Source organism: Streptococcus sp. Marseille-Q4154 (genome assembly GCF_916700545.1).
In the GTDB taxonomy this organism is placed as follows: Bacteria; Bacillota; Bacilli; order Lactobacillales; family Streptococcaceae; genus Streptococcus; species Streptococcus infantis_I.
In genome coordinates this window covers 100,242-120,574 of sequence record NZ_CAKAKN010000003.1, presented here as the reverse complement: position 1 = coordinate 120,574, position 20,333 = coordinate 100,242, and the positions used below count along the sequence as shown (strand labels likewise).

Genomic DNA, 20,333 nt, shown 5'->3' with positions numbered 1-20,333 from the left:
GAGTTACTTCAGATCCTGTACCAGATGTAGTTGGGATAGCGATGAATTTAGTCTTCTTACCAAGCAATGGGAATTTGAAGGCACGTTTACGGATATCCATGAATTTTTGTACAAGGTCACGGAAGTCCACTTCTGGTTGCTCGTAGAAGAGCCACATTACTTTAGCAGCGTCCATTGGTGATCCACCACCAAGAGCAATGATTGTATCTGGTTTGAAGGAACGCATAATCTCAGTACCACGTTCAACTGTAGTGATATCTGGATCTGGTTCTACATCTGCAAAGATTTGGTAAACAACCTTATTGCGACGAAGGTCAAGCTGCTCGATGATACGATCGAGGAAACCAAGCTCTACCATAGCGTGGTCAGTAACGATCATGACACGCTCAACGTCACGACATTTTTGAAGGTATTGAATTGAATCACGTTCAAAGTATGTTTTTGAAGGAAGTTTCATCCATTGCATGTTATTTCTCCGTCTTCCGACTTTTTTGATATTCAAGAGGTTAATGGCGCTAACGTTATCCCCAACTGAGTTACGTCCGTAAGAACCACATCCGAGTGTCAATGATGGCAAGAAGGCATTATAAACATCCCCGATACCACCGAAAGTAGAAGGTGAGTTACAGATAACACGAATAGCTTTAACAGCTTTACCAAATTCTTTAGTCAATTCTTCATCAGCTGTATGGATAGCTGCTGAGTGCCCAAGACCGTTAAATTCAACCATTTGACGGGCTTTTTCAATACCGTCTTCGCGGCTTTCAGATTTCAAAACTGCGATAACTGGTGATAATTTTTCACGAGTCAACGGCTCTTTTTCGCCAACTTCTTTACATTCTGCAGCAAGAATATTTGTTCCTTCTGGAACTGTAAATCCTGCTTGTTCTGCTATCCAAGTTGCTGGTTTACCAACGATGTCAGCGTTCAATTTTGCACCAGCACAGTTTTTGCTGTTTGCTTTCACACCGAAGCAGAACTCTTCAAGAAGAGCTTTTTCTTTTTTGTTTACAAAGTAAGTGTGGTAAGATTTGAACTCTGCTACAAATTCATCATAAATTTCTTTATCAATAATAACCGCTTGTTCAGATGCACAGACCATACCGTTGTCAAATGATTTAGACATTACGATATCGTGTGCAGCTTGGCGAATATTAGCTGATTTTTCAACATAAGCTGGAACGTTTCCGGCACCTACCCCAAGAGCTGGTTTACCACATGAGTATGCAGCTTTAACCATGGCATTCCCACCTGTTGCAAGGATTGTTGCAACACCTTCGTGGTTCATCAATGCGCTAGTTGCTTCCATAGATGGTTCAGTAATCCACTGTACACAGTTTTCAGGAGCACCTGCTTTAATCGCAGCATCACGCACGATTTGAGCAGCGTGAGCTGATGATTCTTGAGCTGACGGGTGGAATGCAAAGACAATAGGATTACGAGTCTTCAATGAAATCAAAGCCTTAAAGATTGCTGTTGAAGTAGGGTTTGTTGTTGGAGTGATACCACAAACAACACCAACCGGTTCAGCAATAAGAGTCAATCCTGTCACATCGTCTTCTTCAATAACACCAACTGTTTTAGTGTGGCGCATGTTGTTTACTACGTGCTCACAGGCAAATAAGTTCTTAGTCGCTTTATCTTCAAATACTCCACGTCCTGTTTCTTCAAAGGCATGTAGAGCCAATTCTCCGTGGGCATCAAGAGCTGCAACTGAAGCTTTTGCTACAATATAATCGACTTGATCTTGGTCAAGTTTACGCATTTCTTCAAGGGCAACTAAAGCTTTTTGCACCAAACCATCGACATGCTTTTCAGCAGCGAGTTTCTTTTCCTCTGGTGTTACAGTTTTTTTATCAGCCATATTTTCCTCCATAGCTTTCAAGGATTGTAAGTCCTTTGTTAATTTTTTCACAATCTTATTATAACTCTTTTTTCAAGATTTGTAAACAGTTTCATAGAAATTTCACAAACTTTTTTTATTCGCTTGTGAAAATAATTTTGCACAGCCCTACCCATACGCTTTTTAGCTTATACTTTGTGAATAATCCCATAAAACTTTTATTTTTCACAAACTTCATTGTAAAAAGGCATTGAAAGGCGTCTCAATTTCCATGTAAGCGCTTTCTATAGGTGTGGTATATAACCCCCTCTAAGAGGAGGTTATTGTGCTTGTTGGAAGAGCCCTTGTTTAAAGTCGCCTTCATAGACAACTTCTTGCTCTGTAGTCAGTTTTCCTTTTCCTTCAGCTTGGCCATTAACAAAGTCGCCTTCATAAACCCAGCCTTCTTTAGCTTGATAGGTTCCTTTCCCGTTAAATGCTCCATTTTTAAATTCACCAGTATAAGTGTCGCCATTTGAGAAGGTCATTGTGCCTTTGCCATTCATCTTTCCACGTACAATACTGCCATCATATACAAGTGAATCGCCATCCAGTTTCAAAACTCCTTGCTTAGGCATATTCCCTACAAATACAAATATAGCACAAAGAGCTATGACTACTACTGTTGCAATTTCCAAACGAGGACGCGTTATATAAACACTGTACTTATCATAGAATTTCTTTAAATTATCCATTTTTTGCCTCATTTTCTAAACGTGTTAGCCAAGCTTGGCAACCAGTTAAAACTCGATCGTAAGTTTCATCAAAATCACCTGTATACCATGGATCAGGAACACCCTCAGAAGCAAATGCCTCTAGCTTGTGTTGTTGGTCTTGAGGACACATCCGAGTCAAATCTAGAAGATTGGACTCGTCCATCCCAATGACATAATCAAAATATTCAAAATCACCCTTAGAAATTTGCTGTGATGTTTTTGATGAATCGTAAGGAATCTCGTGAGCTTTAAAAATTTTCTGAGTTCCTTTGTGAATTGGATTTCCATGTTCCCAAGAAGAAGTTGCTCTACTTTCAATCTCATAATCATCGGTTAAAGATTTCATAACAAATTCTGCCATAGGACTGCGGCAAATATTACCAAGACATACAAAAACAACTTTCTTCATTATTAATCCCCATCTTCATAGAAAAAGGGGTATGAGATCCACCCCGTTTTATTCTTCAATCGCGCTTTCACCATCAACAACTGTGCCTTCTGATGTAACAGCCTCTTTAAGTGGCAAGACAGATTTGATAGCTCCAAGTTCAAAAGTCAAGTAAACTCCGTCTACATCAAGTACAATCGTTCTGTTTTCGGTATCAACTTCATCAACTGTACCGTATAAACCACCGATAGTAATGACTTCATAGCCTTTTTGAAGTTTATTGAGACTCTCCATGCGTTTTTCAGCTTGTTTCTTTTGAGAACGTTGCATAAAGAACATCAAGGCAAACATCCCTACAAGCATAATCACAAATGTTAAATTTGCATTCATTGTATTTTCTCCTTTGTAATTCAGATAAAACTACTATATCAAATTTCACTATTTTTTACAAGATTGCACCTTAGTTTTAAGTCAATAAAAAACCAGAGCAAAGCTCTGATTTTTCTTATTTCAAGTTGTTTACAAGTTCTACTAGGTTTTCAACTGTAAATCCATACTCTGCCAACACTTTTGAAGCTGGGGCAGATGCTCCAAAGGTATCAATACCGAGAACTGCTCCATCAAGACCAACGTATTTGTACCAGTTTTGAGTCGCTCCCATTTCAACCGCTACACGGCGACGAACTGCATTTGGTAAGATTTCTTCTTTGTAAGCTACATCTTGTGCATCAAATACATCTGTAGATGGCATGCTGACTACGCGAACTTTTCCACCTTGACTTGCTAATTCCTTCGCAGCTGCAACAGCCAGATTCACTTCTGAACCTGTTGCAATCAAAATAGTGTCAAAGTCTGTAGCATTTTCATAGACAACATAAGCACCTTTCGCAACCTTATCAAAGTCTGTTCCTTCCTCAACAGTCAAGTTTTGACGAGTCAAAACAAGGGCAGTTGGTGTTTTCTCACTCTTCACTGCAAGGTACCAAGCCGCTTGAGTTTCACGCGCATCTGCTGGACGGAAAACATTAAGGTTTGGAATCGCGCGAAGTCCTGCCAAGTGCTCAATCGGTTCATGAGTTGGTCCATCTTCACCAACTGCGATTGAATCGTGGGTGAAGACATAGGTTACAGGAAGACCTTGTAGAGCTGATAAACGAACTGCTGCTTTAAGGTAGTCTGAGAATACGAAGAAAGTTCCACCGTAAACTCGAAGTCCACCGTGAAGAGCCATTCCGTTCAAGACAGTACCCATTGCAAATTCACGGACACCAAACTGTATATTACGGTTCAAGCGATTTGCATCGTCCTGAAGTCCGTCAGTTTTGATGTAAGTCATATTTGAATGAGCAAGGTCAGCTGATCCACCAAGGAAGGTTGGCAATTTAGCAGCCACTACATTTAAAGCATCCTGGCTTGAGTTACGAGTTGCTTGAGAAAAGCCATTTTCTAAAGCTGGGAAGTCTTCTGAAGTCAATTCAACTGGATCGCGTCCGTCGATGATTGCTTCCACTTCTGCAGCAAGCTCTGGGTAAGCTCCTTTATAATCTGCAACTAGTTTTGTCCATGCTTCATATGCTGATGCACCTCGGTCCGCAACATTTTCTTTGAAATCAGCATAAACTTCTGCTGGGATTTCAAATGGTTCATAGTTCCAACCAAGTGCTTGACGTGTTGCTGCAGTTTCATCCGTACCAAGAGGGGCACCGTGTACGGCATTAGTCCCTTGTTTGTTTGGCGAACCATAACCAATAACAGTTTTTACTTCAATTAAAGATGGTTTCCCTGAAGCCTTAGCTTCTTCAATAGCTGCTTGAATAGCTTCTAAGTCTGTCCCATCTCCAACCAAGGCTGTATGCCAACCGTAAGCATTGTAACGATCGCGAACACTCTCTGTGAATGAATCTTTTGTCTCACCGTCCAAGTTGATATCATTTGAATCATAGAGAACAACCAATTTGTCAAGTTTCTGCAAACCTGCATAAGAAGCAGCTTCACTTGATACACCTTCCATCAAGTCACCATCTCCACAGATAACATATGTGTAGTGATCAAAGATGTTATAACCTTCGCGGTTATACTTGGCTGCAAGGAAACGTTCTGCTTGTGCAAAACCTGTCGCAGTCGCAATCCCTTGTCCTAGAGGACCTGTTGTTGCATCAACCCCTGCTGTATGACCAAATTCTGGGTGACCTGGAGTTTTAGATCCCCATTGACGGAAACTCTTCACTTCATCCATGCTCACATCTTCAAATCCAGAAAGGTGAAGAAGGGCATAGAGAAGCATTGATCCGTGACCCGCTGAAAGAATAAAACGGTCGCGGTTGATCCAGTTTGGTTGAGCTGGATTGATACGAAGTTCTTTAGTGAAAAGGCTGTAAGCCATCGGAGCTGCACCCATAACCACCCCTGGGTGACCTGAATTAGCTTTATTAATAGCGTCAATACCTAAGAAACGAATAGCATTAACAGATAGATTTGACATAGAATTTCCTTTCTATTTAAGGTGATAAGTTTATCACATATCCTATTCTACTATTATATGAAAAAACAGATAGAATAGCAATAAAACAATTTACTATAAAATGACTCAGCCGATTATACTAATCTCTAGTCACTTGATAGTAAGGTGATAGTTTTTCAAAACCTCTATCAAGTTTATCTAGAACTTTATCTATAGTATCTTCATCAGCTACTGGAATATCAACTTTTACTAAAACCTTACGAATCTCCTGATTGGATAATTGTTGTCTTAAAAGTTGTCTATTCTCCTCAGTAGCTTGTACTCTATAGCTTTCATCGTTTTTCTGAACCCAATAATAGATTCTATCAACCACTGGGACATCCAATATTTTAGCCTGTTTTGACAAGGTGGTCTCATCTTTCTTTCTCTCTACAAAGCTGACTTCTATAGAGATTCCCCAATTATTCTGATTTCCATACAAACGAAGAGCCATCATGGGCTCTGTTACATACCCCTCTCTCTGTATATAAACCCAGAAATGTGGTCGTAATCTCTGCGCTTGATTCATCCATTGACTGGTGGGGTGTAAATTCCAATCGGAATGCCTAGCTTGAAAACATTCCGCTAGGTGAGTAAATGCCTTTCGCGCTTCCTGCCCTTTTTGACGCAGGTCTAGCATTTTATCCTTTTCAGCTCCTGCTTTTTCAGGATTCCGGTACTGTTCCCCTTGATAAGCAAGATAGTCCTTGATTTCTTTCATTTTATTCCTTCTTTAGTTAGAAAAAAATCAGGTTTCCCCTGATTTTTCATTTTTTATTCTGTGTCAACTACAACGTAACGATTTGGTTCGTCACCTTCAGAGTAGCTAGTAACACCTTCCATTCGTGAGATGATACGATGGATAATTTTGCGCTCGCTGCTTGACATTGGATCTGTCATCTGACTACGGCCTTCTTCCAAGACACGTGTAGCTAATTTTTGAGCATAACTCTGTAACACTTCTGCACGATGTTCTACATAATCATTCACGTTGATAGTAATGTAGAAAGTTTTTGAATAACGATTGTAGAGGTAATTTTGTGCCAAAAGTTGAAGGGATTTCAAAACCTTACCATGGTAACCAATGATACGGCCTGGCTCATTTGTATCAATTTGCATGTTGATAGAGCGACGGTTAGAGGTGCTAGAAATAGTTCCCTCAACATCCATATCATCGATGATTGCTTGAACATAATTGGTTACTTCTTCAACAACCTTTTCGGTGTCGTATGTTGGCTCGACTTTCAAACCAAGATTTTCTAAGTCGCTGCCTTTTTCAGGCTCAACTTCATCTTGAGTTTCTTCAGGTTGCAATTCTTTTAAAACTTCAATATGGCCTGTTTCTTCTAAAATCGTGCTGGCTTCTTTATCATTCTTAAGAATTTCAGCCTTGACTTCTTCAGAAATTTCTTGGCCTTCTTCTTCAATTTTCTTGATAGCAGCAACTACATGTCCCAAATCAACGGTTGCTTCACTGACTGTTTTAACTGGATCATTTTGATCATTAATTTCTTTTGGAACACCTTTGATCGCCTGCTGATTTGCTTTTACAACAGTTGTTTCACTGATTGCTTCGATATCAACTTGAGCTGGTTTTGTACCAAAAAGTCCAAAAAATCCCTTTTTTTCTCTCGAAACAACTTTGATATGAGCTTTCATTCTCGGAATATTTAATTCATTCAATCCCTTTTGGATTGCTTCTTCAACTGTTGAACCTGTAAATAATACCATTATCAGATTTCTCCTTACTTTTTCTTTTTCTGTGCTTTCTTTTGAGCTTTTCTTTTCTTAACTTCTAAATCCTTCTTAGCTTGCACATCTGCTTCACGCTCTGCAATGATTTTGAAGGGGTTGTTCAAAAGGTAAGTTTGCAATACTTGATAAGCATTTGAAACCGCCCAGTAAAGAGCGACACCACTTGGAGCAGATATTGCAAAAAAGAAGATTATAACAGGCATCCCATACATCATACCTGTCATTGCACCATTTTTCTCAGGCAAAGCTTTATTTGAAAGCCAGCTACTGAGGAAGGTGAATAGGGCAGCTAAAATAGGTAGTACGAAAGTGGTATCAGCTCCACCTAGATTGAACCATAAAAAGTGGCCTGTCTTCAAAAAATCTACGTTTGATAAAGCTTGGAAAAGAGCCAATAGAATTGGCATTTGAATCAAAAGTGGCCAGAAGGATGCGGATTGCTTAATGCCTAATTCTTTAAATAATTTACGTGTTTCCTGATCTAGCTTAGTACGACTTTCCATGTCGCGACCTGGATAACGTTCGCGCAATTCTTTGATAAGAGGTTGCGCCTCTTGCATTTTTCTGGAAGCCACCATTTGTGTTTGAAAGACTGGTAACAGTATTGTTCTAATCAAGACTGTGAACAGAATAATCCCTAAACCAATGCTGACATCAAATGACAAAAATCGAATAATTTCAGCAAAAAAATAAACAAGTTTACTCCAAAAGTCTGCAGAATCTGCAGACACTTCACTAGTTGCACAAGCAGTCATTACCAACAAGGACAAACCTAACAAACTAGTCAATTGTAATTTCTTCTTCACTCTTATTTCCTTCCTGGTAAATCTTCGCTAATCTCAAAACATGAAGTAAGTTTTTTTCAATTTCTGCATATTCTAATAGTTCAACGCCTTTTCGAGCAATCACAACAAAATCAACATTATCAACAAGTTGATTACTATTTTGAATGAGAACATGCCGGATTCTTCTCTTGATTTGGTTTCTTGTCACAGCATTTCCTAATTTTTTACTGACTGATAAACCTACTCGAAAATGTGTTTCATTGTTTTCTAATCGATAAATAACAAATTTTCGATTAGCTACACTTGCTCCCTTTTTAAATATGGCGTCGAAATCTTTCTCTTTTTTTACACGAAAGCTTTTTCTCAAAAATTCTACTCCATCTAATAAAACTACTACTATTATACCATAATTTTTCAAAAAGCCAATCATGGCAAGGTTTTAGACTGGTTTGACTTCGAAAAAAGTCGCCATTCTTAAAAAATTTGACCAGAATCAATGAAATTTTACTAGTTTTTTAAAGAATACAAAACAAAAGCCACTCTTACGAGCGACTTTTGTAGGAGATTATTATGAAAAAGTTTAGGATTTCTATTAAATAAAGTTAGGAGGTCTTTATTTAATGATTAGAGTATACACACCTATCCTTAAATTGAACTTAAATCATTTTATTTTTTTATTAATTTTTAAAACTATGAATTGGAGCTGGAATCTGTCCTCCACGAGCGATGAAATCAGCCGAAGAAGCTCCATTGACTTTCATAACTGGGGCAGTTCCTAACAAGCCACCAAACTCAATCATATCGCCTTCTTTACCCTTTGGAATGATACGGACAGCTGTGGTTTTCATATTAATAACACCAATTGCTGCCTCATCCGCAATCATAGCCGCAATCGTTTCTGCCGGGGTATCAGCTGGAATGGCAATCATATCCAATCCAACTGAACAGATAGCAGTCATGGCTTCTAATTTCTCAAGATTTAGGGAACCATTTTGCACTGCTGCTATCATACCCTCATCTTCTGAAACTGGGATGAAAGCACCTGACAGACCACCGACTTGGTTGCAAGCCATTACTCCGCCTTTTTTTACTTGGTCATTTAAAAGAGCTAAAGCTGCAGTCGTCCCATGAGTCCCAACTGTTTCCAGTCCCATTTCTTCCAGGACCCGAGCTACTGAATCCCCCACTGCAGGAGTAGGTGCTAAACTCAAATCAACAATCCCAAAATCAACACCTAGTCTTTCACTAGCCATCTGGCCAACTAATTGACCAATCCGAGTAATCTTGAAGGCTGTCTTTTTAACAGTTTCAGCAACTACATCAAAGCTTTGACCGCGAACTTTTTCTAAAGCACGTTTGACAACACCGGGCCCCGAAACACCTACATTGATAATAACATCAGCTTCACCAACACCATGAAAGGCTCCGGCCATAAAAGGATTGTCTTCAACTGCATTGGCAAAAACGACAAGTTTTGCAGCACCCATATCTGAAAGCTCAGCTGTCTCCTTGATAATTCGACCCATATCAGCTACAGCAGTCATGTTGATTCCTGACTTTGTTGAACCAATATTTACTGAAGAGCAAACTTTATCAGTTTCAGCTAAAGCACGTGGAATCGAATTGATGAGTATTTCATCTCCTTTTTGATAGCCTTTCTGTACCAAAGCAGAAAAACCACCAATAAAATCTACGCCAATTTCTTTTGCTGCTCTATCTAAAGCTTTGGCTAATGGTACATAGTCCCTTGCATTTGTAGCCGCACCAATTAGAGAAATCGGTGTTACTGATACACGTTTATTGACAATAGGTATACCTAACTCAGCAGCAATTTCATCACCGACTGCCACTAAATTCGCCGCCTTAGTCGTAACTTTTTCATATATTTTATCTGCAGCCTTATCAATATCTGGATCAATACAATCAAGAAGAGAAATTCCCATGGTAATGGTACGAATATCAAAATTCTGCTCTTCAATCATTGCAATAGTTTCGGTAACTTGTCTAATATCCATAAGCACCTCCTAGATATTGTACATAGCATCGAAAATAGCTGCGCTCTGAATATTGATTTTGACATTCAATGTCTGGCCAAAGGCTTCAAACTCATTTCTTAGTTGAGTAAAATCATGTTTTTCATCACTGGATACTACAGCCATCATGGTAAAAAACTCATCCAAGACAGTTTGTGAAATATCATCAATATTTAATCCTAATTCAGCAATCTTAGTCGCAACACCTGCAACAATACCACCCTTATCTTTTCCAACAACAGTTATAATAGCTTTCATATTGGTCCTCCATCTTTGAAATCATAGAAAATAACCATATCTATATTTTTCTTTTTTCTCAGTATAGCACATTTACTTCAAAAAAACTAAAAAACGCCTGCTTACGAAATTGTTCTTAAAAGAAAAACAATTTCGTAAACAAGCGTCTACCCTACCATCTTATGATGAGTGTTCCCGCTAGGACAAAAGTCCTAGCGGTAGACCAGAGCTAGACTAAGAGCACAGGGCTCCATCATCATAACACTCAACAAAATTGATGATTTTATACTAATTCGATGATCGCCATTGGCGCTGCATCACCACGACGTGGTTCAGTTTTAAGGATACGAGTGTATCCACCGTTACGTTCTGCGTAACGAGGTGCGATTTCTGAGAACAATTTTTGAAGTGCTGTAGTAGAAGTGTACTTATCAGTTGCTTCATCATAGTTTTCAGATGCGATTTCATTACGTACGAAAGCAGCAGCTTGACGACGTGCATGCAAATCACCACGTTTACCTAGAGTAATCATTTTTTCAACAGTTTTACGGATTTCTTTAGCACGAGCTTCAGTTGTCACGATTGATTCGTTGATCAAAAGGTCAGTTGTCAAATCGCGAAGCATTGCTTTACGTTGTGAGCTAGTGCGTCCTAGTTTACGGTAAGCCATGTATTCCTCCTTTATTTATCTTTTAATCCAAGACCCAAATCAATGAGTTTGAGTTTCACTTCTTCCAAACTCTTGCGTCCAAGATTTCTTACTTTCATCATCTCTGCTTCAGATTTTTCTGTCAAATCATGCACAGTATTGATACCAGCACGTTTCAAACAGTTATATGAGCGTACAGACAAGTCAAGTTCCTCAATCGTACGTTCCAAAATACGGTCGTCCGATTCAGTATCAGCTTCTTTCATCACTTCTGCAGATTTAGCAATCTCTGTAAGATTTGTAAACAAATCAAGATGTTCTGTCAAAATACGTGCTGAAAGCCCTAAAGCATCTTCTGGAATAATCGTTCCATTTGTCAAGATTTCAAGGGTTAATTTGTCGAAACCATCATTGCTTCCTACACGAGCAGGTTCAACTTGATAGTTAACTTTTGTAACTGGTGTATAAATAGAATCTACAGCAAGTGTTCCAACTGGGGCATTATCTTTTTTATTTTCATCTGCAGGTACATAACCACGACCAGTGTTTACAGTCATAGTTGCTTTAAATGAAGCACCTTCTCCGATTGTAAAAAGATAATGATCTGGATTTACGATTTCAATATCACTATCAGTTAAAATATCTCCGGCTGTCACTTCAGCAGGACCTTCAACATCAAGTTCAATAGTCTTTTCGTCTTTTACATATGATTTAACTGCAATACCTTTAATGTTCAGAATGATTTGCATCACGTCTTCGCGAACACCAGGAATTGTATCAAATTCATGTAATACTCCATCGATATCGATAGATGTAACAGCTGCTCCTGGAAGAGAAGCAAGAAGTACACGACGAAGAGAGTTACCAAGTGTTGTACCGTATCCACGTTCTAGTGGTTCGATTACAAACTTGCCATAATCTTTATTTTCATCAATTTTTGTTATATTTGGTTTTTCAAACTCGATCATTTAGTTACTCCCTCTTAAACGAAAAGCAGTGTAAAGGTAATGATTATACACGGCGACGTTTTGGAGGACGAGCACCATTGTGTGGCACTGGAGTCACATCACGAATTGCTGTTACTTCAAGACCAGCGGCAGCAAGAGCACGAATAGCTGACTCACGACCAGAACCTGGACCTTTTACAGTAACTTCAACTGATTTAAGACCGTGTTCTTGTGCAGATTTAGCAGCAGCTTCTGAAGCCATTTGAGCAGCAAATGGTGTAGATTTACGAGAACCTTTGAAACCAAGAGCACCAGCTGATGACCAAGCGATTGCATTACCATGCACATCAGTAATCATAACAATAGTGTTATTAAATGTAGCGTGAATATGAGCAATACCAGATTCGATATTCTTTTTCACACGACGTTTACGTGTTGGTTTAGCCAAGACTTTTACCTCCTATATTATTTTTTCTTACCAGCAATCGCAACAGCTTTACCTTTACGAGTGCGAGCGTTGTTTTTAGTATTTTGTCCACGGACAGGAAGTCCACGACGGTGACGGATACCACGGTATGAACCGATTTCCATCAAACGTTTGATGTTCAAGTTCACTTCACGACGAAGGTCACCTTCAACTTTAATTGCATCCACTTCACGACGGATAGCATCTTCTTGATCTGATGTAAGGTCACGAACACGAATATCTTCTGAAACTCCAGCAGCTGCCAAAATCTTTTGAGATGTTGCAAGTCCGATACCATAGACATAAGTCAATGAGATAACTACGCGTTTGTCATTTGGAATATCAACTCCAGCAATACGAGCCATGTTTTCTCCTTTCTATCTTATCCTTGACGTTGTTTGTGTTTTGGATTTGCTGGGCAAATTACCATAACACGACCATTACGACGAATTACTTTACAGTATTCGCAAATTGGTTTGACCGATGGTCTTACTTTCATTTCTTATCCCTCCAAGTTTTTCGATTATTTAAAGCGGTAAGTGATACGTCCACGTGTCAAGTCATATGGACTCATTTCAACAGTAACACGATCTCCCGCTAAAATACGAATATAGTTTTTACGAATTTTACCAGAAACTGTTGCTAAAATCTGATGTCCATTTTCAAGTTCAACCGTAAACATTGCATTCGGCATCGTATCGACTACTTTGCCTTCAACTTCAATCACATCGTCTTTTGCCACGCAAAAGTACCTCCCTAAATTTCGATTTGATGCCTCTAGACACAGAGACAACAATTATAAGTCAGACTAACTCAGTATAACATTTGTCAAGACATTTTGCAAGCCTGAAAAACGCTTTTATTTCAAATTTGTCAATACCTTTTCGATATCTTTAAAGACATCATTGATATCTTGGTTGCCTTCGATATCATGTACTAGACCTTTAGCACGATAGTGAGCAATGATTGGTTCACCTTGAGCGATATTGACATCCAAACGACGTTTTACTGTCTCAGGTTTATCATCCTCACGTTGGTAGTAATCTTCCTCTTTGTAATCAACTGGTGGGTTGAATACTTTATGGAAAGTTTCGCCAGTTTCACGGTGAATGATACGACCACTCAAACGTTCAAGTAGGCAAGATGGATCTACTTCGATGTTGATAACACCTTCAAGTTTAATTCCAAGTTCAGCCAATGTTTTATCTAAGGCATGAGCTTGCTCAATTGTACGTGGGTATCCATCCAACAAGAAACCAGTTTCTTTAATATCATCTTGAGAAAGACGTTCTTTAACAATTCCATTTGTAACTTCATCTGGAACCAATTCGCCTTTATCGATATAAGACTTAGCTAATACACCCATTTCAGTTTGGTTAGCCATTGCTGCACGGAACATGTCACCTGTTGAGATGTGGGCAACGTGAAACTGTTCAACAATTTTCGCTGCTTGTGTCCCTTTACCTGCACCAGGTAAACCCATAATCAAAAGATTCATGATTCAAACTCCTTTTTTGTATTTAAATAGAAGCAAAAATTCATTTCAACTCCTATTTAAATACAAAATAGAAGAGAGGAGATAAAAATCTGACAATGTCTTTGATTTTTACACTCCACTCTCTGAGCAATAGTGAATTTTATTTTCTATTACAATTATTCTGTTGTATCTAAGAAACCAACATACTTACGTTTCAATAGATAACCTTCCAATTGTTTAATTCCTTCGATACCTGTAGAGATAATGATTAGCAAACTTGTTCCCCCAAAAGCGACAACTTCTGAAAGACCAAATAAATCTTTAGCTACAATAGGTAAGATAGAAATCACACCTAGGAAGATTGATCCGACTGTTGCGAGACGACGAAGAAGTTTTGACATATATTCTTCTGTCCCTTTACCAGGACGGACACCATGGATATAAGCTCCACTCTTTTGTAAATTTTCTGCTGCTTTCTCTGGATTGATCTGTACAAATGTATAGAAGAATGTAAAGAGAATAATCAACAGAGCATACAAAGCAACACCTGTTGGGGTTGAAGTAGATACCAACTCTTGAGCTGTTTTTACCCATTCCCAATTAAGGCCAGACGCACTTACGAATTGTAAAATTGCTGCCGGTGCTGCTGTAATAGAGCTAGCAAAGATAACCGGGATAACCCCAGCAGGGTTAATCTTCAATGGAAGATAGGAGCTTGACGGCGCACCTTGAGCTACCTTTGTATACTGAATTGGAATCTTGTATTTAGCTTGTTCAACGTAAGTTGTAAAGTATACAATTAACAAAACAGCAATGATTAAGATGGCAACGAAAATGAGAGACGATGTCAATCGACTACTTGGTACATTGACAAAGTAGTCCACGTAGATGCCCTTAACCATGTCAGGAATTGAAGCAACAATCCCTGCAAAGATAATCATTGAAACACCATTACCATATCCCTTATCTGTGATTTGCTCTCCCAGCCAGGTTACAATCATGCTACCTGCTGTTAAGATCCCTCCAATCACAAGGAAAACTTGTGGTGTAAGTGGTACAGTCAAAAGTTTAGCTCCAGACAGAGCGTTAAATCCAGCAGTAATACCGACTGATTGAACAAATGCAAGCACTAGTGCAATGTATCGAGTCGCTTGGTTTAACTTTCTACGGCCAACTTCCCCTTGTTTGCCCCACTCCACAAACTTTGGTAATAAATCCATTTGCAAAAGTTGGACGACGATTGAGGCTGTAATGTAAGGGCTAACTCCAAGAGCAAAAACTGAAAAGTTTTTCATGGCATTCCCTGACACCAAGCTCAACATATTCAAGAAGGATAGTCCACTCAAAGCGTTCAAGCTATTTGCATTTACCCACGGTACAGTAATACTAGTACCGATACGAAAAACAAATACGATAAAAATTGTAAATAAAATCTTTGATCGAACTTGCTTAACTTTGAGTGCTTCTCTCAATAATTTAAAAAACATAGGTCACCTCACTTAGATGACTTCAACTGAACCACCTTTAGCAGTGATAGCTTCTTCAGCTGATTTAGAGAATTTAGCAGCTTTAACAGTCAACTTCTTAGTCAACTCACCGTTACCAAGAATCTTGATACCTGATTTTTCAGCTTTAACAATTCCTGATTCTACAAGTACCACTGGAGTTACTTCAGCACCATCATCAAAGGCGTTCAATTGGTCAAGGTTAACAATCGCATATTCTTTAGCGTTGATGTTAGTAAATCCACGTTTTGGAAGACGACGGAACAATGGAGTTTGTCCACCTTCGAAACCAAGGCGTACTCCGCCACCGCTACGAGCTTTTTGACCTTTTTGACCACGACCAGATGTTTTGCCGTTACCTGATGAAGTACCACGACCAACACGGTTACGAGTTTTACGAGAACCTTCTGCAGGTTTCAATTCATGAAGTTTCATTATATATTTTCTCCTCTTTTGTAAAATGCTAGCGCCGATAAGAGAGAAAAGGTTGTCTCTCCTATCAACTCGCCTATACTGAGTCATCTAAGATGACTATATCTAGTTTTAGGGGATGGTCTTATGCACATCCCCTAAAATTTTATTAGTTTACTTCTTCAACTGTTACCAAGTGAGATACTGCAGTGATCATACCACGGATAGCAGCATTATCTTCTTTAATAACAGAGCTGTTCAATTTGCCAAGTCCAAGTGCTACAACAGTTTTACGTTGTGATGGAATGCGTCCGATTGGAGACTTAGTCAAAGTAATTTTAATTTGAGCCATTTTATCCCCTTTCTTATGCCAAATCAGAAACTGAAATACCACGAAGGGCAGCAACTTCTTCAGCGCGTTTCAATTGTTTCAAACCTTCAACAGTTGCGCGAACAATGTTGATTGGAGTGTTAGAGCCAAGTGATTTAGATGTAATATCTGCCACACCTGCCAATTCCACAACGGCACGAACTGCACCACCTGCGGCAACTCCAGAACCTTCTACAGCTGGTTTCAACAATACTTTAGCTCCACCAAATTCTGAAAGAACTTCATGTGGGATTGTTGTTCCAACCATAGGAACTTCGATCAAGTTTTTCTTAGCATCTTCTACTGCTTTGCGGATTGCTTCTGGAACTTCTTGAGCTTTACCAGTACCAAATCCTACACGACCATTGCGGTCACCAACAACTACAAGAGCTGCGAAACGAAGACGACGTCCACCCTTAACAACTTTTGTAACACGGTTAACAGCAACTACGCGTTCTTCAAGTTCTACTGCATTGTCTTTAAATGCCATTTTCTAGTGTCCTCCTATTAGAATTTCAATCCGTTTTCACGAGCTGCATCAGCCAAAGCTTTCACACGTCCGTGATATAGATATCCACCGCGGTCGAACACCACTTCTGAAATACCTTTAGCACTTGCACGTTCTGCAACGAGTTTACCGACAGCAACGGCTTGTTCAGTTTTAGTTCCTTTTGAAACTTCTTTGTCAAGAGTTGAAGCACTTGCGAGCGTTACACCCGCTACGTCATCAATCACTTGAGCGTAGATGCCTGTATTAGAACGGAATACGTTCAAACGTGGGCGATCAGCAGTTCCAGAGAGTTTTCCGCGAACGCGACGGTGGCGTTTTTGGCGGAGTTTGTTTTTATCTGGTTTAGAAATCACAGTTTTCACCTCTTTAATTTTAAATCGTGTGCTATGCACAAAGTTGGTAATGAGGTTGGTGGTTGAAAATCAACCACTCAACATTATTTACCAGTTTTACCTTCTTTAAGACGAACATATTCGCCAACGTAACGGATACCTTTACCTTTGTATGGTTCTGGTGAACGAAGGCTACGTACGTAAGCAGCTGTTTGACCAACTTTTTCTTTTGAAATTCCGCTGATAACGATAGTCGTTGGGTTTGGAAGTTCAAAAGTAATTCCTGCTGGAGCTTCAACTTCATCTGGATGTGATTTACCAACAGCCAAAACAAGTTTGTTTCCTTGAAGTTGAGCACGGTAACCAACCCCACGCATTTCAAGTTCTTTCTTGAATCCTTCTGAAACACCAATAACCATGTTGTTCAAAAGTGCACGAGTAGTTCCGTGGATAGTTTTCATTTCTTTTGAATCGTTTGGACGGTGAAGAGTTACTTCAGTACCTTCCACACGGATTTCAATATCTTTTGAGAACTCACGAGTAAGTTCTCCTTTAGGTCCTTTTACAGTTACAACGTTGTCATTGTTAGTGAGTTCAACACCAGCAGGCAACACGATAACTTTATTACCAATACGTGACATGTTTTTATTCTCCTGTTAAATTGTCAGGCCATAAAGGCCAGTTTTCACGGGGTTTAAGATACTTGTTTAGTTCAAGAGCTGAACTGAACACGCTCTAAGAACTGTGTATCTTGATTTGAGTTCGAGCTAAGAATTTGGTGAAAAAGATAAGTTTGTCTTGGAGCATCGCTCCTGCTACAAACTTCCTATTTTCACTGCATTCTTTTAACGCTCTCACATCATCAATTACCAAACGTAAGCGATAACTTCCCCACCAACATTCTTTTGGCGAGCTTCTTTATCAGTAAGCAAACCTTCTGAAGTTGAAAGGATAGCAATTCCAAGGCCGTTAAGTACTTTTGGAAGATCTTCACGTTTTTTGTAGACACGAAGTCCTGGTTTAGAAACGCGTTTCAAGTTAGTGATAACTCGTTCACCGTTTGCTCCGTATTTAAGGAATACACGGATGATGCCTTGTTTGTCATCTTCGATGATTTCTACGTTCTTAACAAAACCTTCGCGTTTAAGGATTTCAGCAATCCCTTTTTTGATGTTTGATGCAGGCACTTCAAGTACTTCGTGTTTTGCTTGGTTAGCGTTACGAATACGAGTTAGGAAGTCTGCGATTGGGTCAGTCATAACCATTTTATTTTTCTCCTCTTACTAGTAGTTTGCAAGTTGCACTTGCTAGTTAATACATGATACAGAGAGCGTAACAGCTAGAGCAAAAATAGGCAATTTGATGCAGGAGCGATGCTCCAAAGAAAATTGGTCTTTTTTGCCAAAGCTGTAGCTCGTGTTCAAATTGGCGGGCCCAACTGAACCCGGGCTAAACTCTGCGCGAAAAAGATAAACTTTCCTAGAAACTAAAGTTTCTTCGTCAAATTTCCTATTTTCACTTAGAGTTTTGACGCCCTTGATATCTTAAATTACCAAGATGCTTTTGTTACACCAGGGATTTGACCTTTATATGCCAATTCACGGAAGCAAACACGGCAAAGTTTAAACTTGCGGTAAACTGAGTGTGGACGTCCACAACGTTCACAGCGAGTGTATGCTTGAGTAGAGAACTTCGCTGGGCGTTTGTTCTTAGCAATCATAGATTTTTTAGCCATTAGTTATACCTCCTATATTATTTTGCAAAAGGCATTCCAAGGCCTGTAAGCAATGCACGTGACTCTTCGTCAGTGTTAGCAGTAGTAACGATAACGATGTCAAGACCACGAGTTTTGTCAACGTCATCAAAGTTGATTTCTGGGAAAATCAATTGCTCTTTCACACCAAGTGTGTAGTTTCCGCGTCCGTCAAATGATTTTGTTGGAACACCGTGGAAGTCACGTACACGTGGAAGTGATACTGAAACCAATTTATCCAAGAATTCGTACATACGTTCACCACGAAGGGTAACTTTTGCACCGATCGCAACACCTTCACGAAGACGGAAGCCGGCGATAGATTTTTTAGCTTTAGTGATAAGTGGTTTTTGACCTGAGATAAGCGCCAATTCTTCAGCAGCTTTTTCAAGACTTTTAGCGTTTGATACTGCTTCACCAACACCCATGTTCAAAACGATCTTATCCACTTTAGGAACAGCCATCACTGATGAGTAGTTAAATTGTTCTGTCAAAGCAGGAACTACTTCATTAAGATATTTTTCTTTTAAACGATTTGCCATTATACTTCTCCTTTCCTTCGTGATTAATCAAGCACTTCGCCTGATTTTTTGTTGTAGCGAACTTTTTTACCGTCTACAAATTTGTAACCAACACGACCAGCTACACCATTTTTGTCCAAAACTTGAACGTTTGATACGTGGATAGCTGCTTCCTTCTCGATGATACCACCTTGAGGAAGTTCGTTAGTTGGACGTTGGTGTTTCTTAACGATGTTAACACCTTCAACGATAACTTTGTTTACTTTTGGAAGGGCAGTAAGGACAACAGCTTCTGTTCCCTTATCTTTACCAGCGATTACGCGAACTTTGTCGCCTTTTTTTACAAACATTTTTTTCTCCTTTTATTCTTACGCCCAATGGGCACCCTGGCTAAGCCAGGGGACTGTGTTTGTTTTTATTGATTAAAGTACTTCTGGAGCAAGTGACACGATCTTCATGAAGCCACCTTCACGCAATTCACGTGCAACTGGGCCAAAGATACGTGTTCCGCGAGGAGTTTTGTCGTCACGGATGATAACTGCTGCGTTTTCGTCAAATTTGATGTATGAACCATCAGCACGACGAGCACCTGATTTAGTACGAACGATAACTGCTTTAACAACGTCACCTTTTTTAACCGCACCACCAGGAGTAGCTTGTTTTACAGATGCCACAATAACATCACCGATGTTTGCAAATTTACGTCCTGAACCACCAAGAACTTTGATAGTCAAGATTTCGCGAGCACCGCTGTTGTCTGCGACTTTCAAACGAGTTTCTGTTTGAATCATTTCAGTTTTCTCCTTTCAGGTTTGATTAGATGATTACCGCTTCTTCAACAACTTCTACAAGACGGAAACGTTTTGTAGCTGAAAGCGGGCGAGTTTCCATGATACGTACGATATCGCCTTCTTTGGCAACATTGTTTTCATCATGTGCTTTGTATTTTTTAGAGTAGTTAATACGTTTACCATAGACTGGGTGGTTACGTTTTGTTTCAACTACAACTGTGATTGTCTTGTCCATTTTGTCAGATACAACACGTCCAACAAGAACTTTACGATTATTGCGTTCCATTGAAATTTCTCCTTCCCT

The 20,333-nt window shown here is 39.4% G+C and carries 30 protein-coding genes; all 30 read right to left on the bottom strand.

The features are described 5' to 3' along the window. Positions 1–1,864 (bottom strand): bifunctional acetaldehyde-CoA/alcohol dehydrogenase (adhE, locus tag LG369_RS08170; RefSeq protein WP_225750771.1); only part of this gene is annotated, 1,864 nt, incomplete at its 3' end. Between the two features lie 299 nt (positions 1,865–2,163). Next, positions 2,164–2,577 (bottom strand): MORN repeat-containing protein, encoded by a 414-nt coding sequence (locus LG369_RS08165; protein ID WP_024056349.1) that lies wholly within the window; start codon positions 2,575–2,577, stop codon positions 2,164–2,166. Continuing rightward, positions 2,570–3,007 carry a low molecular weight protein-tyrosine-phosphatase gene (locus tag LG369_RS08160; RefSeq protein WP_006149001.1) on the bottom strand — a complete coding sequence of 146 codons (438 nt, stop codon included), beginning with the start codon at positions 3,005–3,007 and terminating at the stop codon, positions 2,570–2,572. The genes LG369_RS08165 and LG369_RS08160 overlap by 8 nt, the downstream gene beginning before the upstream one ends. A 48-nt stretch (positions 3,008–3,055) precedes the next feature. Further along, positions 3,056–3,376, bottom strand: a complete 321-nt coding sequence (yajC, locus tag LG369_RS08155) for a preprotein translocase subunit YajC (RefSeq protein ID WP_004251136.1) — start codon at positions 3,374–3,376, stop codon at positions 3,056–3,058. Between the two features lie 115 nt (positions 3,377–3,491). Continuing rightward, positions 3,492–5,468, bottom strand: a complete 1,977-nt coding sequence (tkt, locus tag LG369_RS08150; RefSeq protein WP_004251135.1) for a transketolase — start codon at positions 5,466–5,468, stop codon at positions 3,492–3,494. Positions 5,469–5,586: 118 nt separating this feature from the next. Further along, positions 5,587–6,207 carry a ribonuclease P gene (locus tag LG369_RS08145; RefSeq protein ID WP_074324786.1) on the bottom strand — a complete coding sequence of 207 codons (621 nt, stop codon included), beginning with the start codon at positions 6,205–6,207 and terminating at the stop codon, positions 5,587–5,589. Between the two features lie 53 nt (positions 6,208–6,260). Next, positions 6,261–7,217, bottom strand: coding sequence for an RNA-binding cell elongation regulator Jag/EloR (jag, locus tag LG369_RS08140; RefSeq protein ID WP_074324785.1), 957 nt, complete (start codon positions 7,215–7,217; stop codon positions 6,261–6,263). 14 nt (positions 7,218–7,231) lie between these two features. Beyond that, positions 7,232–8,047: a YidC/Oxa1 family membrane protein insertase gene (locus LG369_RS08135; protein WP_053092418.1), complete on the bottom strand. Its 816-nt coding sequence runs from the start codon at positions 8,045–8,047 to the stop codon at positions 7,232–7,234. Further along, positions 8,022–8,393 (bottom strand): ribonuclease P protein component, encoded by a 372-nt coding sequence (gene rnpA / locus LG369_RS08130; protein ID WP_025169334.1) that lies wholly within the window; start codon positions 8,391–8,393, stop codon positions 8,022–8,024. The genes LG369_RS08135 and rnpA overlap by 26 nt, the downstream gene beginning before the upstream one ends. A 310-nt stretch (positions 8,394–8,703) precedes the next feature. Continuing rightward, positions 8,704–10,041: a PFL family protein gene (locus LG369_RS08125; RefSeq protein WP_049494408.1), complete on the bottom strand. Its 1,338-nt coding sequence runs from the start codon at positions 10,039–10,041 to the stop codon at positions 8,704–8,706. A 9-nt stretch (positions 10,042–10,050) separates the two neighbouring features. Beyond that, positions 10,051–10,317 carry an ACT domain-containing protein gene (locus tag LG369_RS08120; protein WP_006149010.1) on the bottom strand — a complete coding sequence of 89 codons (267 nt, stop codon included), beginning with the start codon at positions 10,315–10,317 and terminating at the stop codon, positions 10,051–10,053. Positions 10,318–10,579: 262 nt separating this feature from the next. Beyond that, positions 10,580–10,966 (bottom strand): 50S ribosomal protein L17, encoded by a 387-nt coding sequence (rplQ, locus tag LG369_RS08115; RefSeq protein WP_000331493.1) that lies wholly within the window; start codon positions 10,964–10,966, stop codon positions 10,580–10,582. A gap of 11 nt (positions 10,967–10,977) precedes the next feature. Then, entirely contained in the window at positions 10,978–11,913 is a 936-nt protein-coding gene (locus LG369_RS08110; RefSeq protein WP_004251121.1) for a DNA-directed RNA polymerase subunit alpha, read from the bottom strand. A 43-nt stretch (positions 11,914–11,956) separates the two neighbouring features. After that, positions 11,957–12,340: a 30S ribosomal protein S11 gene (gene rpsK / locus LG369_RS08105; RefSeq protein ID WP_001118385.1), complete on the bottom strand. Its 384-nt coding sequence runs from the start codon at positions 12,338–12,340 to the stop codon at positions 11,957–11,959. A 17-nt stretch (positions 12,341–12,357) separates the two neighbouring features. After that, positions 12,358–12,723 (bottom strand): 30S ribosomal protein S13, encoded by a 366-nt coding sequence (gene rpsM, locus LG369_RS08100; protein ID WP_004251117.1) that lies wholly within the window; start codon positions 12,721–12,723, stop codon positions 12,358–12,360. A gap of 17 nt (positions 12,724–12,740) precedes the next feature. Then, positions 12,741–12,857, bottom strand: coding sequence for a 50S ribosomal protein L36 (gene rpmJ, locus LG369_RS08095; protein WP_001808836.1), 117 nt, complete (start codon positions 12,855–12,857; stop codon positions 12,741–12,743). Positions 12,858–12,881: 24 nt separating this feature from the next. Further along, positions 12,882–13,100, bottom strand: coding sequence for a translation initiation factor IF-1 (gene infA, locus LG369_RS08090; RefSeq protein ID WP_001029883.1), 219 nt, complete (start codon positions 13,098–13,100; stop codon positions 12,882–12,884). Between the two features lie 117 nt (positions 13,101–13,217). Then, positions 13,218–13,856 (bottom strand): adenylate kinase, encoded by a 639-nt coding sequence (locus LG369_RS08085; protein ID WP_004251114.1) that lies wholly within the window; start codon positions 13,854–13,856, stop codon positions 13,218–13,220. A gap of 155 nt (positions 13,857–14,011) precedes the next feature. Then, the gene (gene secY / locus LG369_RS08080) at positions 14,012–15,322 is read right to left on the bottom strand and encodes a preprotein translocase subunit SecY (RefSeq protein ID WP_004251112.1); all 1,311 of its coding nucleotides are present in this window, start codon (positions 15,320–15,322) and stop codon (positions 14,012–14,014) included. A 12-nt stretch (positions 15,323–15,334) separates the two neighbouring features. Then, on the bottom strand, positions 15,335–15,775 hold the full coding sequence (rplO, locus tag LG369_RS08075; RefSeq protein WP_006154715.1) for a 50S ribosomal protein L15: 441 nt from the start codon (positions 15,773–15,775) through the stop codon (positions 15,335–15,337). Positions 15,776–15,920: 145 nt separating this feature from the next. Continuing rightward, positions 15,921–16,103, bottom strand: coding sequence for a 50S ribosomal protein L30 (gene rpmD / locus LG369_RS08070; RefSeq protein ID WP_000057241.1), 183 nt, complete (start codon positions 16,101–16,103; stop codon positions 15,921–15,923). A 13-nt stretch (positions 16,104–16,116) separates the two neighbouring features. Further along, positions 16,117–16,611, bottom strand: coding sequence for a 30S ribosomal protein S5 (rpsE, locus tag LG369_RS08065; protein ID WP_004251100.1), 495 nt, complete (start codon positions 16,609–16,611; stop codon positions 16,117–16,119). A gap of 17 nt (positions 16,612–16,628) precedes the next feature. After that, positions 16,629–16,985: a 50S ribosomal protein L18 gene (rplR, locus tag LG369_RS08060; protein WP_004251098.1), complete on the bottom strand. Its 357-nt coding sequence runs from the start codon at positions 16,983–16,985 to the stop codon at positions 16,629–16,631. An 83-nt stretch (positions 16,986–17,068) separates the two neighbouring features. Continuing rightward, entirely contained in the window at positions 17,069–17,605 is a 537-nt protein-coding gene (rplF, locus tag LG369_RS08055) for a 50S ribosomal protein L6 (RefSeq protein ID WP_004251096.1), read from the bottom strand. 225 nt (positions 17,606–17,830) lie between these two features. Continuing rightward, positions 17,831–18,229: a 30S ribosomal protein S8 gene (gene rpsH, locus LG369_RS08050; RefSeq protein WP_004251095.1), complete on the bottom strand. Its 399-nt coding sequence runs from the start codon at positions 18,227–18,229 to the stop codon at positions 17,831–17,833. Between the two features lie 284 nt (positions 18,230–18,513). Next, the gene (locus LG369_RS08045; RefSeq protein ID WP_001085699.1) at positions 18,514–18,699 is read right to left on the bottom strand and encodes a type Z 30S ribosomal protein S14; all 186 of its coding nucleotides are present in this window, start codon (positions 18,697–18,699) and stop codon (positions 18,514–18,516) included. A 17-nt stretch (positions 18,700–18,716) separates the two neighbouring features. Next, the gene (rplE, locus tag LG369_RS08040; protein ID WP_000013542.1) at positions 18,717–19,259 is read right to left on the bottom strand and encodes a 50S ribosomal protein L5; all 543 of its coding nucleotides are present in this window, start codon (positions 19,257–19,259) and stop codon (positions 18,717–18,719) included. Between the two features lie 23 nt (positions 19,260–19,282). Continuing rightward, on the bottom strand, positions 19,283–19,588 hold the full coding sequence (rplX, locus tag LG369_RS08035; protein WP_000497691.1) for a 50S ribosomal protein L24: 306 nt from the start codon (positions 19,586–19,588) through the stop codon (positions 19,283–19,285). 72 nt (positions 19,589–19,660) lie between these two features. After that, complete coding sequence (gene rplN / locus LG369_RS08030) at positions 19,661–20,029, bottom strand: 50S ribosomal protein L14 (RefSeq protein WP_002928796.1); 369 nt, start codon at positions 20,027–20,029, stop codon at positions 19,661–19,663. Between the two features lie 25 nt (positions 20,030–20,054). After that, the gene (gene rpsQ, locus LG369_RS08025; protein ID WP_000440801.1) at positions 20,055–20,315 is read right to left on the bottom strand and encodes a 30S ribosomal protein S17; all 261 of its coding nucleotides are present in this window, start codon (positions 20,313–20,315) and stop codon (positions 20,055–20,057) included. Between the last annotated feature and the right edge of the window lie 18 nt (positions 20,316–20,333).

Coding starts and splice junctions, on each gene's coding strand:
- rpsQ (WP_000440801.1), bottom strand. CDS start 20,315: ATGGAACGCAATAATCGTAAAGTTCTTGTTGGACGTGTTGTATCTGAC.
- rplE (WP_000013542.1), bottom strand. CDS start 19,259: ATGGCAAATCGTTTAAAAGAAAAATATCTTAATGAAGTAGTTCCTGCT.
- tkt (WP_004251135.1), bottom strand. CDS start 5,468: ATGTCAAATCTATCTGTTAATGCTATTCGTTTCTTAGGTATTGACGCT.
- rpsM (WP_004251117.1), bottom strand. CDS start 12,723: ATGGCTCGTATTGCTGGAGTTGATATTCCAAATGACAAACGCGTAGTT.
- LG369_RS08165 (WP_024056349.1), bottom strand. CDS start 2,577: ATGGATAATTTAAAGAAATTCTATGATAAGTACAGTGTTTATATAACG.
- LG369_RS08145 (WP_074324786.1), bottom strand. CDS start 6,207: ATGAAAGAAATCAAGGACTATCTTGCTTATCAAGGGGAACAGTACCGG.
- rpmJ (WP_001808836.1), bottom strand. CDS start 12,857: ATGAAAGTAAGACCATCGGTCAAACCAATTTGCGAATACTGTAAAGTA.
- LG369_RS08160 (WP_006149001.1), bottom strand. CDS start 3,007: ATGAAGAAAGTTGTTTTTGTATGTCTTGGTAATATTTGCCGCAGTCCT.
- LG369_RS08045 (WP_001085699.1), bottom strand. CDS start 18,699: ATGGCTAAAAAATCTATGATTGCTAAGAACAAACGCCCAGCGAAGTTC.
- LG369_RS08120 (WP_006149010.1), bottom strand. CDS start 10,317: ATGAAAGCTATTATAACTGTTGTTGGAAAAGATAAGGGTGGTATTGTT.
- rpmD (WP_000057241.1), bottom strand. CDS start 16,103: ATGGCTCAAATTAAAATTACTTTGACTAAGTCTCCAATCGGACGCATT.
- LG369_RS08085 (WP_004251114.1), bottom strand. CDS start 13,856: ATGAATCTTTTGATTATGGGTTTACCTGGTGCAGGTAAAGGGACACAA.
- jag (WP_074324785.1), bottom strand. CDS start 7,217: ATGGTATTATTTACAGGTTCAACAGTTGAAGAAGCAATCCAAAAGGGA.
- rplN (WP_002928796.1), bottom strand. CDS start 20,029: ATGATTCAAACAGAAACTCGTTTGAAAGTCGCAGACAACAGCGGTGCT.
- LG369_RS08110 (WP_004251121.1), bottom strand. CDS start 11,913: ATGATCGAGTTTGAAAAACCAAATATAACAAAAATTGATGAAAATAAA.
- secY (WP_004251112.1), bottom strand. CDS start 15,322: ATGTTTTTTAAATTATTGAGAGAAGCACTCAAAGTTAAGCAAGTTCGA.
- rplF (WP_004251096.1), bottom strand. CDS start 17,605: ATGTCACGTATTGGTAATAAAGTTATCGTGTTGCCTGCTGGTGTTGAA.
- rpsH (WP_004251095.1), bottom strand. CDS start 18,229: ATGGTTATGACTGACCCAATCGCAGACTTCCTAACTCGTATTCGTAAC.
- rplQ (WP_000331493.1), bottom strand. CDS start 10,966: ATGGCTTACCGTAAACTAGGACGCACTAGCTCACAACGTAAAGCAATG.
- rplX (WP_000497691.1), bottom strand. CDS start 19,588: ATGTTTGTAAAAAAAGGCGACAAAGTTCGCGTAATCGCTGGTAAAGAT.
- rpsE (WP_004251100.1), bottom strand. CDS start 16,611: ATGGCATTTAAAGACAATGCAGTAGAACTTGAAGAACGCGTAGTTGCT.
- rplO (WP_006154715.1), bottom strand. CDS start 15,775: ATGAAACTTCATGAATTGAAACCTGCAGAAGGTTCTCGTAAAACTCGT.
- LG369_RS08125 (WP_049494408.1), bottom strand. CDS start 10,041: ATGGATATTAGACAAGTTACCGAAACTATTGCAATGATTGAAGAGCAG.
- yajC (WP_004251136.1), bottom strand. CDS start 3,376: ATGAATGCAAATTTAACATTTGTGATTATGCTTGTAGGGATGTTTGCC.